The 14,604-nt window shown below is 37.5% G+C and carries 11 protein-coding genes; 9 read left to right on the forward strand and 2 right to left on the reverse strand.

Annotated features, from left to right (window positions below; translation table 11 throughout):
* Nucleotides 1-101: 101 nt before the first annotated feature.
* Nucleotides 102-782, reverse strand: coding sequence for a TIGR01906 family membrane protein (locus I5677_RS00915; protein WP_206762653.1), 681 nt, complete (start codon nucleotides 780-782; stop codon nucleotides 102-104).
* A 350-nt stretch (nucleotides 783-1,132) separates the two neighbouring features.
* Between I5677_RS00915 and purH the strand changes: the two genes are divergently transcribed.
* Together purH and I5677_RS00925 are read left to right on the forward strand one after the other, a co-directional pair.
* A complete protein-coding gene (gene purH, locus I5677_RS00920; protein ID WP_197659676.1) occupies nucleotides 1,133-2,686 on the forward strand; it encodes a bifunctional phosphoribosylaminoimidazolecarboxamide formyltransferase/IMP cyclohydrolase in 1,554 nt (517 codons plus the stop codon).
* Between the two features lie 172 nt (nucleotides 2,687-2,858).
* Nucleotides 2,859-3,218 (forward strand): hypothetical protein, encoded by a 360-nt coding sequence (locus I5677_RS00925; RefSeq protein WP_197659677.1) that lies wholly within the window; start codon nucleotides 2,859-2,861, stop codon nucleotides 3,216-3,218.
* Nucleotides 3,219-3,630: 412 nt separating this feature from the next.
* Here I5677_RS00925 and I5677_RS00930 read toward each other — a convergent pair whose 3' ends face one another.
* Nucleotides 3,631-3,831 carry a cold-shock protein gene (locus I5677_RS00930; protein WP_197659678.1) on the reverse strand — a complete coding sequence of 67 codons (201 nt, stop codon included), beginning with the start codon at nucleotides 3,829-3,831 and terminating at the stop codon, nucleotides 3,631-3,633.
* A 235-nt stretch (nucleotides 3,832-4,066) separates the two neighbouring features.
* Between I5677_RS00930 and I5677_RS00935 the strand changes: the two genes are divergently transcribed.
* The 7 genes from I5677_RS00935 (at nucleotide 4,067) to ppdK (ending at nucleotide 14,536) form a co-directional block, all read left to right on the forward strand.
* Nucleotides 4,067-7,000 carry an insulinase family protein gene (locus tag I5677_RS00935; RefSeq protein WP_197659679.1) on the forward strand — a complete coding sequence of 978 codons (2,934 nt, stop codon included), beginning with the start codon at nucleotides 4,067-4,069 and terminating at the stop codon, nucleotides 6,998-7,000.
* 239 nt (nucleotides 7,001-7,239) lie between these two features.
* Nucleotides 7,240-8,184 (forward strand): GTPase Era, encoded by a 945-nt coding sequence (gene era, locus I5677_RS00940; RefSeq protein ID WP_197659680.1) that lies wholly within the window; start codon nucleotides 7,240-7,242, stop codon nucleotides 8,182-8,184.
* 304 nt (nucleotides 8,185-8,488) lie between these two features.
* The gene (locus I5677_RS00945; RefSeq protein ID WP_197659681.1) at nucleotides 8,489-8,680 is read left to right on the forward strand and encodes a hypothetical protein; all 192 of its coding nucleotides are present in this window, start codon (nucleotides 8,489-8,491) and stop codon (nucleotides 8,678-8,680) included.
* A complete protein-coding gene (recO, locus tag I5677_RS00950) occupies nucleotides 8,625-9,431 on the forward strand; it encodes a DNA repair protein RecO (RefSeq protein ID WP_243456452.1) in 807 nt (268 codons plus the stop codon). The genes I5677_RS00945 and recO overlap by 56 nt, the downstream gene beginning before the upstream one ends.
* A 91-nt stretch (nucleotides 9,432-9,522) precedes the next feature.
* The gene (locus tag I5677_RS00955) at nucleotides 9,523-10,122 is read left to right on the forward strand and encodes a hypothetical protein (protein WP_197659682.1); all 600 of its coding nucleotides are present in this window, start codon (nucleotides 9,523-9,525) and stop codon (nucleotides 10,120-10,122) included.
* Nucleotides 10,123-10,156: 34 nt separating this feature from the next.
* Nucleotides 10,157-11,545: a glycine--tRNA ligase gene (locus I5677_RS00960; RefSeq protein WP_197659683.1), complete on the forward strand. Its 1,389-nt coding sequence runs from the start codon at nucleotides 10,157-10,159 to the stop codon at nucleotides 11,543-11,545.
* Nucleotides 11,546-11,914: 369 nt separating this feature from the next.
* Nucleotides 11,915-14,536 (forward strand): pyruvate, phosphate dikinase, encoded by a 2,622-nt coding sequence (gene ppdK / locus I5677_RS00965; protein ID WP_197659684.1) that lies wholly within the window; start codon nucleotides 11,915-11,917, stop codon nucleotides 14,534-14,536.
* Nucleotides 14,537-14,604 lie beyond the last annotated feature (68 nt).

The following is a 14,604-nucleotide window of genomic DNA, read 5'->3' on the forward strand; positions in this document are numbered from 1 at the left end:
GTATTATATTGACAGATTCCTTTATAGATAACCGACTATGGTTTTTTACTATATCATTACAAACATTTTCACCAATTTTTTCATGGCATATACATATTTTATTATATCTTAATTCCTTTGATTTTACGGTGTTTGATACCGGTTTTTTTATTTAGATGAAGATAGATAAGGTAAAGACTTAGACTTCCTAATAATACAAGTAATATAATAAGCAACGCACTGTGCAGGAAGAATGTATCCGGCAGGATATTAATAACAGGGTCAGTTGCCGGATCGAATAACCAATAATCGTTATTAAAAAATAATTTATGAAATACAAGAAACGAGGTATCAAAATCTATTGCCATGAAAAGACCTAACGTAAGCGGAAGAACTATGGCTGTTATTGCTGATACTGGTAAAAAACTGTAATCCTTTTTCTTGATTTTTTGTAGAATTATCATAATAACAATAATGAAGGAGAGTGCGACAAGCAAATAAAAGAATGTAAAAATATTTTTGACTTCTTCAAAATGCTGTATACCGGACTCGGAGGAGGGAAGAGTTGGAAACTCTAATCTTCCCTGGAAAAAGGGTGAGGAGTAATCGATGAGTGCATTATAATTATCAATGATTTCTTCTTTACTATAACCGGAGGTTTCCACTATGTTTAGATAATTCACATCAAAATAGTATAACGGCCTAAAATTAATCGTGATGATCACGGATAGGGAAATAAAAAACAGAGTGAAAACAACCCCTATAAGTATGTCAGTAATTTTGAAACGCTTTCTTTTATGCATAACATTTCTCCTTAACCTTTATCTAATTCAATACGCATTATAGTACACTTTCTAAACGAATGCAACTGGGTTCTATTTAAAAAGCTTACATTGGTAAAAACCGTGAAAATTTTAAGAACAAAGATGAGTAACTTTGGAGTTTTTTACAACGAATTGATATATTAGAAAAAACGATAAGAAACATAAGTATTAATAAATTGCATTCATCATTTAAGTAGTGTAGAATTTTTTGTAGAATAACAAAAGTGTCTTTTCTCAGGGCTTTACCTGAGACCATAGTAGCCTTAATCGTTGTAGATAATTGTGAGAAGACACAAGTAGAATGAATTTTAAGAAAAAGGAGAGAAAATATGAGAGCATTGATCAGTGTATCGGATAAGACGGGTATAGTAGAGTTGGCTAAGGAGCTGGTTTCCCTGGGAGTGGAGATTATATCAACCGGGGGTACCTATGGTAAACTGAAGGAAGCCGGCATTCCGGCAATCGAAGTATCAGAGCTTACCGGATTTCCTGAATGTTTGGATGGAAGAGTGAAGACGTTACATCCGGCCGTACATGCGGGCTTACTTGCCATGAGAAGTAATCCTTCGCACATGAAGCAGCTGGCAGATCTAAATATTGAAACCATTGATATTGTGGTTGTAAATCTTTATCCTTTTAAGGCTACGATTTTAAAGGATGGAGTTACCCGCTTGGAAGCAGTGGAGAATATTGATATCGGAGGGCCCACTATGCTTCGTTCTGCTGCTAAAAATTATCAGGATGTTGCAGTTGTTGTTGATCCGAGAGATTATGATAAGGTGCTTTCCGAACTAAAACAGACCAATGAAATATCTCTTGATACGAAATTCTATCTGATGCAGAAGGTGTTTATGCATACATCTTCCTATGACACTATGATTGCTGATTATCTTAAGAAAGAGAGAAATGATAAAGAGCTTCCGGAAACTCTAACTATGACCTTTGAGAAGGTTCAGGACATGAGATACGGTGAGAATCCTCATCAGGCTGCAGCTTTTTACCGTGAGATTGGTAAGAAGAAGGGCTCTATCACTGATGCAGTTCAGCTAAACGGTAAGGAATTATCCTTTAATAATATCAATGATACCAATGGAGCATTAGAATTATTAAAGGAATTCAAGGAACCCACTGTGGTTGCCAGTAAGCATGGTAATCCTTGTGGGGTAGGCAGTGCGGATAACATCTACGGTGCATGGAAAAAAGCCTTTGGAGCGGATAAGGTATCCATTTTTGGAGGTATCGTAGTTGCGAATCGAGAAATTACCTTAGAGGTTGCCCAGGAGATGAAGGAAATCTTTTTAGAGGTGGTAGTAGCTCCCTCCTTTGAAAAGGCTGCCTTAGAGCTTCTTCAAACCAAGAAAAACATCCGTTTATTAGAGCTTAAGGACATTGAAGTGCCTCAGGATGAAAATGCATATGATTTAAAGAAGGTAAACGGCGGACTGATTGTTCAGACGATTGACAGTAAACTATTAAACGAAGAAGATTTAAAGGTAGTAACTTATCGCGTTCCTACCGATAAGGAAATGGAAGACTTAAGATTTGCCTGGAAAGTGGTGAAGTTTGTTAAATCGAATGGTATTGCCCTTGCCAAAGATAAACAGTCTGTTGGTATCGGTCCCGGACAGGTAAATCGAATATGGGCAACGAAGCAGTCCATTGAACATGCCGCAGAGCTAATTAATGAAAATGCTACAAAAGGAGCGGTACTTGCTTCCGATGCTTTCTTCCCGTTTGATGATTGTGTAGAGGCGGCTCACAAAGCAGGAATTACTGCCATAATTCAACCGGGTGGTGCAAACCGTGATGAAGACTCCATTAAGAAATGTAATGAATATGGAATCGCTATGGTGTTCACCGGTATGAGACATTTCAAACACTAGGGAAGTGTTAAGAAGCATAGATGTCTCAATATATTATTAATTTTTATATAATTTGTTGGATATTTCTAAAATAACTTAAGTAGACATATATCGCCAAAATATGATAAAATCTCTAATTATTCTAGGTTTTTTTACTAGTTTCTACTAATTATCACTATTTAAGGAGGCACATATGTCTAGGATTAACACAGTAACGCACATAGGAAAAAAGGTGTTTTATTTCGATTATTCAGGTTGTATGAGTTCTGAACTTCCTCAAATTATTAGTGAGGCAAATGAACTTATTAAAAAAGAAAAAGAGGGAACAGTTCTCACTTTAACGAATGTAGAAGGTATGCACTTTAATAAAGATGTAATTAGTTTATTTAAAGAGCAAACTGCAAGTACAAAGCAATATGTAAAAGCGAGTGCTTTGATAGGTTTAGGAGGTTTACACAGAATTGCACTTGATGCTGTTACTAGATTTTCAAGAGCAGATATCAAGGTATTTCAAGATAAAAGTGAGGCACTTAATTGGCTCACGATTAATTAAACAAGTTTAATTATGAATAAGAATAATTTTGTATTAGACCTAAGATATGAAAGAGATTGTATGTACTTAAATATCTGAACCAATTATCATAAAAAGAACAGGAAAGTTGACTTTATATATCATGCTTTCCTGTTCTTCTATCTTATGAGGCTGTTGAAACAACCCCTATGTTACAACCCATCCTACTTATAACGAAAATGATTGAATGTCATAAGTATTCGCAAGCGATGCAATAATAAATGTAAAATAGTGCTAAGCAAAGCACCACTAAAGGTATTTTGACACTTATCATAGGGTTTCGCTATTTTTATATAAACTTAATATAGAAACACTGATTTGCTTGCAGAATGCTTTAAACACTCAGATCAAATATGCATCCATATCTATACAAATTACATTATTTTCGCTGTGATTATAACTTTGTTACATTAGCTGCCTGAGGGCCTTTATCGCCATCAACAACTTCAAATTCAACCTTGTCGCCTTCTTCAAGAACCTTAAACCCATCCATCATAAGAGCGGAAAAATGTACGAAAACATCATTGCCCTCTTCGTCAGAAATAAAACCAAACCCCTTTTTTGCATTAAACCACTTAACTGTTCCCATTTTCATAAAAATTGCCTCCTAAAAAAACGATTAAAATTGCATTACTATTATTAGTAATGATAGTCTAAATTTAGCATAATTTATGAAAAAAGTCAAACAAACTTTGTAGTATTCTGTAACATTTTCGTAATCATTTTATGTATCTAAGAAATGACAAATCAAAGAAATTATGTTATTATGAATAAGCACTTACTATATATTGCCATACTTATTGCGAAGATATATGACAGGAGGTTTCAATATGAATTTTAAGGTTCCTTTCTCATACGATTTTGCTTTTGAGGATAAATTAGATGATGTAAACGGATTGGGGATATTACTGTTCCATAAAAAAACCGGAGCAAGGGTTGCCCTGATTGCTAATGAGGATGATAATAAAGTGTTTTCCGTCGGATTTCGGACACCGCCAAAGAACAGTACCGGGGTGGCGCATATTATTGAGCACTCGGTATTATGCGGTTCAAAACACTTTCCTGCGAAGGATCCTTTTGTTGAACTGGCAAAGGGATCTTTAAATACTTTTTTAAATGCAATGACCTATTCTGATCGTACCGTTTATCCGGTTGCAAGTCAGAATACACAGGATTTTAAGAATTTGATGCATGTATATCTGGATGCGGTTTTCTTTCCTAATATATATGAGCGTAAGGAGATTTTCCAACAAGAGGGCTGGCATTATGAGTTGGAAAATGAGGCGGATGATTTAAAATATAACGGTGTCGTCTATAACGAGATGAAGGGAGCCTTCTCATCACCGGAGCAGATGCTGTTTCGTATGAATCTCAACTCTCTCTTCCCGGATACAGCTTACGGTGTGGAATCTGGTGGTGATCCGGACTTTATACCGGAGCTTTCCTATGAAGAATTTCTGGATTTTCATAAGACGTACTATCATCCATCCAATAGCTATATCTATCTGTATGGCGATATGGATTTTGAGGAGAGATTACAGTGGTTGGATCAGGAGTATCTTGGAAAGTTTGACCGATTGGAGGTAAATTCAGCAATCACACTTCAGAAGGGTTTTGATGTAATGAAGGAAATTGTTGCATACTATCCTCTGGGAGAAGGTGAAGATGTAGCCGAGAATACCTATCTAAGCTACAATACCGTAATCGGTACGACGATGTCGAAAGAGCTTAACCTTTCCTTTATGATATTGGATTATGTATTACTTGATGCACCGGGGGCGCCGGTAAAACAAGCACTTTTGGATGCGCAGATGGGAAAGGATATCTTAAGCAGTTATCTGAGCGAATATCTGCAACCAACCCTTTCCATCGTAGCAAAAAACAGTGACGAAGATAAGAAGGAACAGTTCTTAACCACGATAAGGCAAGCCCTTACTAAGGTTGCCGAAGAGGGAGTTGATGAAAAATCTCTGAGAGCTGCAATTAATTATTATGAATTTAAATATCGGGAAGCGGATTACGGCGCATTTCCCAAAGGGCTTATGTATGGTCTTCGCGTTATGGGTATCTGGCTTTATGATGACAATAACCCCTTCCAGAGCCTAAAAGATACTGTTCTATATGACCGTTTAAAAGAAAAGATTGGAACCGGTTATTATGAACAGTTAATTCGCGATTATCTGCTTAATAATACGCATTCTACTATGATTGTCTTAAAACCGAAAGCAGGACTTAATACGGAGAGAGAGGAGGCAGTTAAGAATAAACTGTCTGCTTATAAGGCCGGTCTTTCAAAAGAAGAGATAGATAACATCATAGAAGAAACAAGGAAGCTAAGAGAGTTTCAGGAAAAACCCTCCACCAAGGAAGAGCTGGAGGCGATTCCTTTGCTTGCTAGAGAGGATATCGGCAAGGAGGTACAGCCTCTTTATAACACTGAGCTTAAGGTAGAGGATGTTAAGGTGATACACCATAATGTATTTACCAATGAGATTGCTTATCTCAGATTGTTATTCGATGTCAGTGACATTCCTAAGGATCTGCTTCCCTATATGTCACTCTTATCTCTAATCCTTGGATATGTAAATACAGAGAATTATAGCTATCTGGAGCTTTCCAATGAGATTAATATTCATACCGGTGGGATAAGTACAGATGTTAAAAGCTTTGCAATCAAGGGAAGCGATCAATATCTGCCGGTATTCGAATTTAGTACTAAGGTTTTATATCATAAGTTACCGGAAGCGTTCCGGCTAATGGAGGAGATGCTATATCGGACCTACTTTGACGATACAAAGAGGCTGAAAGAGATTGTAGATGAGATGAAATCCAGAATGCAGATGCGCTTTAATTCCTCGGGTCATTCTGTTGCAGTTGACCGGGCCATGTCATATTATTCTGCCCATGGGCTGTTTAAGGAAATAACAACCGGTATCACCTTCTATAAATTCTTGGAGGAATTGGTAGTAAAATTTGATGAGAAAAAGGGTGAAGCGGTTTCAAAACTAAAAGAACTGATGAAGATAATATTCAGAAAGGATAAGCTTCTTGTCAGTATCACTGCAGATGAAGAAGGAATTCGTCTTTTGAAAAAACAGTTTCCGGCATTTATCATCGGCTTAAAGGATAGAGAAGATAAAGCTTATGAAGAGTATGATAGGCAGGAAATGGTCCCTACCTGCCATAACGAAGGCTTTAAAACAGCTATGCAGGTACAGTATGTTGCCCGTGCTGGTAATTTCCTTAAGGCAGGCTATCAATATACCGGAGCTCTTAAAGTGTTAAAGATTATCTTAAGCTATGATTACCTTTGGAATAATGTTCGGGTAAAGGGCGGAGCTTATGGATGCATGTGTAACTTTTCCGGCGTAGACGGCGACGCATATTTTACCTCCTACCGGGATCCGAACTTAAAAGAGACAAATCAGATATATGAAAAATGCCATGAATTTGTAGCCAACTATGATGCGGATGAAAGGGATATTACTAAGAATATCATCGGCACCATCAGTTCTCTGGATACGCCGTTAACACCGCAGTCCAAAGGAAAGCGATCCCTAAGTATGTATCTGGCCGGAATTACCATGGAGGATTTACAGAGGGAAAGAGATGAGATATTAAAAGTTTCTATTAAGGATATTCGTGCTTTATCCGGTATTGTGAAATCAATTACGGATGCCGGCTATATCTGTGTCATCGGCAATGAGAAAAAGATTGAAGAAAACAAAGAATTATTTAAGGAAGTAAAAAAGTTACTGAAATAAATGGAAGCATCCTGTGGATAAGCATTGAAACAAAGTCTAAAATGTGAGATAAATAGAATAAACTTTTGCCGCTAACTTAGATCATGTCATTTGTGTAAAAACAATAGAATATGTTGACTGAAGTACTCATGTATAAGAAAAAAAGAAACAGTAATTAAAATAATGTAAAATCAATTAGTTTTATACAACGGGTATGAATGATCCATGTAGCGGCTGATAAGAAAGGCTTGAGATAAAAAATGAAGGAAAACAATTATAAATCAGGATTTGTCACTTTGATAGGCAGACCCAATGTGGGGAAATCAACACTGATGAATCGTCTGATCGGACAAAAGATAGCCATCACCTCGGATAAACCTCAGACAACCAGAAATAAAATCCAAACAGTATATACGGATAATCGCGGACAAATTATATTCTTAGATACACCCGGAATACACAAGGCAAGAAACAAGCTGGGCGAATATATGGTCAGTGTAGCGCAGCGTACCTTAAGTGAAGTGGATGTGGTGCTTTGGCTGGTAGAACCAACTACCTTTATTGGAGCAGGTGAGAAACTCATTGCAGAGCAGCTTGGAAAAGTGAGAACACCGGTTATTTTGGTTATTAATAAGATAGATACCGTGAAAAAAGAAGAAATTCTGACTTTCATAGCGGCCTATAAGGATATCCTTAATTTCGCTGAGATTATTCCGGTATCAGCATTAAAAGGAGAGAATACGCAAGATTTATTAGATACTGTATTTCGATATCTGCCCAAAGGACCACAGTACTATGATGAGGATACTATTACCGATCAGCCTGAGAGACAGATTGTGGCAGAATTAATCAGAGAGAAAGCACTCAGATTATTAGAGGATGAAATTCCACATGGTATCGCAGTCAGCATCGACAGGATGAAAGAGCGAAACAATAATTCTGATGATTCCTGGGAAGAAACTCCCGAATCCGGTGCCTTGATAGACATCCATGCTACAATTGTCTGTGAAAGAGATTCCCATAAGGGAATAATTATCGGTAAGGGTGGCAGTAAGTTAAAACAGATCGGTACTCTATCCAGAAGGGAAATCGAAAATCTACTGGATTGTAAGGTTAATCTTCAATTATGGGTTAAAGTTAAGAAGGATTGGAGAGATAGTGATTTTCTTTTAAAAAATTATGGATATAACAGAAATGAGATATAGATACTAACGATAACGATTATATTATCTTTTTATTGATTCACTGATTGAATTGTAATTCTCTGTATTGATCTTTAATTTATTATATTGGATATATAGATCTAATAAAGATAATATATAATTTAAAACACATATTTTGGTTAGAATTGTTACTATAAGAATTTGTCAAGTGTTATTATTAAAATTACGATGGGATATTCTAACCAGTTTAGAAAAATACAAAATGGGAAACCTAATGATATAAAGTAAAAGAAACCACGTAAGGATTTATAAGACATAACAAGTATCATGGTTAGGGGGCTCATTTATGAAGAATTATGATTGTTGGAAGAAGTTTATCAAAACAGGAAAGATTGATGATTACTTAAATTATATTGCGTGTACTAGGGAAGAAAGTATAGAAGATTACCTGGTCGTGGATAAGGAAAAAGAAGGTGATTATCTTGCCGGCATCAACTACCGTGACGGGAATGGTTCTGTCGGCCATGCCGGTTGGTGATTATGACAAACGGTTGGTAATATTAACGAAAGAACATGGAAAAATAACAGCATTTGCCAAAGGCGCTCGTAGACAAAACAGCGCCTTATTGGCATGCAGCGGACCTTTTTCCTTTGGTGAATTCACCCTATATGCCGGAAGATCTTCTTATAATATAATGTCGGCTGAGATTTCTAATTATTTCGCGGAGCTAAGGTCAGATATCGAAAGCTTATACTATGGGTTTTATTTTTGTGAATTTGCAGATTATATAACGAAGGAAAATAATGATGAAAAGGATGTTTTAAAGCTACTGTATCAGACACTTCGGGCCATTGCTAAGAAGACAATTCCTTTATCGCTTGTAAAGGTTATCTTTGAGGTAAAAGCAATGGCAATCAACGGTGAAGCACCACAGGTGTTTCAGTGTGTCAAGTGTTCGAAAAATCCGGCTGATAATAAAAAGGAGATTATCAAAGGTGAACAAGATACTTTGAACCATAGATCTGCTGTTTACACAGACTATCGGTTTTCTATAAAATCAGGAGGAATTTTGTGCAGTGAGTGCCAGTTTAACGACCGTAGTGCAATTAAGATAGGAACTTCCACTTTATATACATTACAGTACATAATATCGAAAGAGATAGAAAAACTGTACACCTTTACGGTATCTGAAGAAGTTCTTCATGAATTAACGCGTTGTACTAAGATATATCTGGAACATTATATTGATCATCAATTCAAGTCATTAGAGATGATTATGTCTCTATAAATATAAGTTTTTAGAAAATCATGTTGAAATTCTCATATTTTAAGGTTAAAATGATATGAACCCAAAACTATCCGATGGAGGGAAATAATATATGAAAAAAATAACGATTAGTATTATTTTACTATTGTTTATTATAAGCCTAACAGGGTGTAATAAAAAAGAAGTCAACATAACGGCTGAGGATATTACTTCTAATACCATATTGGTTAAAAGTAACGGCGAACTTCAGGTAGCTTTTGTCGAGGATTTTGATAAGTCTTATTATAATTTATCCGAATTAGATGAATTTGTGAAAAAAGAAATTAGTCTGTATAACCAGCAGGCAGGTAGTGAGGAGATAGAGATTAAAGATCTTCTTTTAAGAGACGGCAAAGCAATTATGCTACTTACATTTTCAGGGATGGCTCATTATAGTGCATTTAATGATGTGTCAGCCGCGTATTTCAATGCTGATATGGATAATGTAGCACTTAGTTTACCGGAACAGTTTATCAGTGCAAAAGATGGATCACTGGTAGATCGGGACAGTGCAATGAATAATGGAAAGTATAAGGTGGTAGTACTTTATGAACCCTTTGATATTATCGTAGAGGGAAGCGTAAAGTATTATAGCGAGAATGTGACTTTAGCAGCTAATAATAAAGTTCAGAGTAATAGTGAAGACATGACGGTAGTTATCTATAAACCTTAAATGAAACATGAAAGAAAGATGCGAGGATGAATGTATGGAAAAAACAATGGAAAAAATAGTTGCATTAGCAAAAGCAAGAGGATTTGTATATCCGGGCTCAGAAATCTATGGAGGTCTGGCGAATACCTGGGATTATGGTAATCTGGGTGTAGAATTAAAAAATAATGTTAAAAAGGCTTGGTGGCAGAAGTTTATTCAGGAAAACCCTTATAATGTGGGTGTGGATTGTGCTATCCTTATGAATCCACAGACCTGGGTAGCATCCGGACATTTGGGTGGCTTTTCTGATCCGTTGATGGACTGTAAAGAATGTCATGAGCGTTTTCGTGCCGATAAATTGATCGAAGATTATCATATGGATAAAGGAATCACTATGGAAGGATCCATCGATTCCTGGTCCAATGAAGAGATGAAGAAATACATTGACGAACATACGATTGTATGTCCTACCTGTGGTAAACATAATTTTACCGATATCCGTCAGTTCAACCTTATGTTTAAGACCTTCCAGGGTGTAACGGAGGATGCGAAGAATGTTGTATACTTAAGACCGGAGACGGCTCAGGGTATCTTTGTTAACTTTAAGAATGTTCAAAGAACCTCCCGTAAGAAGATACCTTTTGGTATCGGACAGATCGGTAAGTCCTTCCGTAATGAGATTACACCGGGTAACTTTACATTCCGAACCAGAGAGTTCGAACAGATGGAGCTGGAGTTCTTCTGTGAGCCGGATACGGATCTTGAGTGGTTTACTTATTGGAGACAATTCTGTATCGATTGGTTAAAGAGCCTCGGTATGAAAGAGGAAGAAATGAGAGTTAGAGATCATGACGTCGCTGAGCTTTCCTTCTACAGTAAAGCAACCACTGACATTGAATTCTTATTCCCCTTCGGTTGGGGTGAGTTATGGGGTATTGCAGACCGTACCGATTATGACCTGACTCAGCACCAGAACGTATCCAAAGAAGATATGAGTTACTTTGATGATGAGAAGAAAGAGAGATACATTCCATATGTGGTAGAGCCATCTTTAGGCGCAGACCGTGTAACTTTGGCTTTCCTGTGTGCAGCATATGACGAAGAAGAAATCGCTGAGGGAGATGTACGTACGGTACTTCATTTCCATCCTGCGTTGGCTCCGGTTAAGATTGGTGTTCTTCCCTTATCAAAGAAGTTAGCAGAACCTGCTGAGAAGATCTATATGGATTTATGTAAACTGTATAATTGTGAATATGATGACAGAGGTAATATCGGTAAGCGTTACCGCAGACAAGATGAGATTGGTACACCGTTCTGTATTACCTATGATTTTGAATCAGAAAACGATGGATGTGTTACCGTTCGTGACAGAGATACTATGGAGCAAGAAAGAATAAAAATAGAAGATTTAAAGCCATATTTTGAGAATAAATTAAAATTTTAGAAAAAAAGTCTTTTCTTACAATAGATGTCTATGTTATAATGTTTTTTGGTGACTAAAAATGCCAATATAGAGTTATAATGTGATATAAGCAGGAAACGTTTGAGTGCTAAAAGTATTGCACGAGAAGAATAAAAGACAATGATGAATAAAGTGTTAAAAGCACCATTGGTGCTTTCCAGATGCAATATATTGCTATGCAAGCTTGCTTGAAATGGCAATATATTGTAGCTGGAAAAGAATGCGTAGCATTTTAACACTTTATTCAGTCTAATTATATGATTAATTACTCTCCTCGTGGAGTACTTTTCACTCAAACAGATTTTGCTATATCAATTATATAATATAAATAATTAGGAGGGCACTTACAAAATGACGAAATGGGTATATTTGTTTAAAGAAGGTAAAGCGGATATGAAAAACCTTCTTGGTGGTAAGGGTGCTAACTTAGCTGAAATGACTAATTTAGGACTTCCGATTCCACAAGGCTTTACCGTAACGACAGAAGCTTGTACAGATTACTACAATAGCGGCAAGAAAATCAGGGATGAAATTAAAACTCAGATTTTCGATTCCTTAAAGGTTCTTGAAGAACAACAAGGAAAGAAATTCGGTGATACAGAAAATCCCTTATTGGTTTCCGTACGTTCCGGTGCAAGGGCTTCTATGCCGGGTATGATGGATACTATCCTTAACTTAGGTTTAACCGATGTTGCTGTTGAAGGCTTTGCTAAGAAGACCGGTAACCCTAGATTTGCATATGATTCCTACAGAAGATTTATTCAGATGTTTTCTGACGTTGTTATGGAAATTCCTAAATCCAAGTTTGAAAGAGTACTGGATGAAATCAAGGAAAAGAAAAACGTTCAATTTGACACTGACTTGTCAGCTGATGACTTAAAGGAAGTTATTGAACAATTTAAGGCACTTTACAAGAAAGAAAAAGGTACTGATTTCCCTCAAAATCCTGCAGATCAGTTAATCGAAGCTGTAACTGCTGTATTCCGTTCTTGGGATAATCCTCGTGCTATCTACTATAGAAGAATGAATGATATACCTGGCGATTGGGGTACTGCAGTTAACGTACAGGCAATGGTATTCGGTAACATGGGCGATACCTCCGGTACCGGTGTTGCATTTACCCGTAATCCTTCCACCGGTGAAGCTAAGATTTATGGTGAATACCTGATCAATGCTCAGGGTGAGGACGTTGTTGCCGGTATCAGAACTCCACTTCCGATTACAAGACTTGAACAGGACATGCCTGAGGTTTATGCAGAATTCATGAGAATTGCTACTCTTTTAGAGAATCACTATAAAGATATGCAGGATATGGAGTTTACAATTGAAGATAAAAAGCTTTACTTCTTACAGACTCGTAACGGTAAGAGAACAGCACCTGCTGCTCTTCAAATCGCTTGCGATTTAGTAGATGAAGGAAAGATTACGAAGGAAGATGCAATCAAGAGAATTGAAGCAAAATCCTTAGATCAGTTATTACATCCTACTTTTGATGATGCAGCTTTAAAGGCAGCACAACCTGTTGGAAGCGCATTACCTGCTTCTCCTGGTGCAGCAGCCGGTAAAGTATACTTTACTGCTGAAGATGCTGTAAAAGCTCATGAAAAAGGTGAAAGAGTTATTCTTGTTCGTCTTGAGACTTCTCCGGAAGATATCGAAGGTATGCATGCAGCTGAAGGTATCTTGACCGTACGTGGTGGTATGACTTCTCACGCAGCAGTTGTTGCTCGTGGTATGGGTACTGCTTGTGTATCCGGATGTGGTGAAGTTAAAATTAATGAAGAAGAGAAGTACTTCACAATTGCTGGAAATACAGTAAAAGAAGGAGATTATATCTCCCTTGACGGTTCCACAGGTAACATCTACGTTGGTGATATTAAGACGGTAGAAGCTTCCATCAGTGGTAACTTTGAAAGAATTATGACCTGGGCTGATGAAATCAGAACCTTAAAAGTAAGAACCAATGCTGATACACCGGCAGATGCAGCTAACGCTGTAAAATTCGGTGCTGAAGGTATCGGTCTTTGCCGTACAGAGCACATGTTCTTTGAGGCTGACAGAATTCCTAAGATCAGAAAAATGATCCTTTCTAAGACTGTTGAAGCGAGAGAAGCAGCATTAAATGAATTGATTCCTTTCCAGAAGGGTGACTTTAAAGGACTTTACGAAGTTATGGAAGGAAGACCGGTTACCATTCGTTTCCTGGATCCTCCGTTACATGAATTCGTTCCTACCGATGCTGATGATATAGCAGAATTAGCTAAGGATATGGGTCTTTCCGTTGAGGAAGTACAGGCTACCTGTGATTCCTTACATGAGTTCAACCCGATGATGGGTCACAGAGGATGCCGTCTTGCGGTAACTTATCCTGAGATTGCAAGAATGCAGACCAGAGCGGTTATGGAAGCAGCAATTGAAGTTAAGAAAGAAAAAGGCTTCGATGTGGTTCCTGAAATCATGATCCCGTTAGTTGGTGAGAAGAGAGAGTTAAAATATGTTAAGGATATTGTTGTTGAGACAGCTGAAGCAGTGAAGAAAGAAATGGGCTCCGACATTCAGTATCATGTTGGTACTATGATCGAGATTCCTCGTGCAGCTTTACTTGCTGATGAAATCGCAGAGGAAGCTGAGTTCTTCTCCTTCGGTACAAACGACTTAACACAGATGACCTTTGGTTTCTCCCGTGACGATGCCGGTAAGTTCTTAGATGCATACTACAAGACCAAGATCTTCGAGTCCGATCCATTTGCAAGACTTGATGTGGACGGTGTTGGTCAGTTAGTGAAGATGGCTTCCGAAAAAGGTCGTGCATCTAGACCTGATATCAAGCTTGGTATCTGTGGTGAGCATGGTGGAGATCCTTCTACCATCGAGTTCTGCCATAAGGTAGGATTAAACTATGTATCCTGTTCACCTTTCCGTGTGCCGATCGCAAGACTTGCAGCAGCACAGGCAGCGCTTAATCAAAAGTAGGCGAATCCACTTATTCGATTTTACTATCGGATATAATGAGGCAAAAGCCTTCAAAACCGCTAGAAAAG

This window comes from Mobilitalea sibirica, assembly GCF_015999265.1.
GTDB classification, from domain to species: domain Bacteria; phylum Bacillota; class Clostridia; order Lachnospirales; family Lachnospiraceae; genus Mobilitalea; species Mobilitalea sibirica.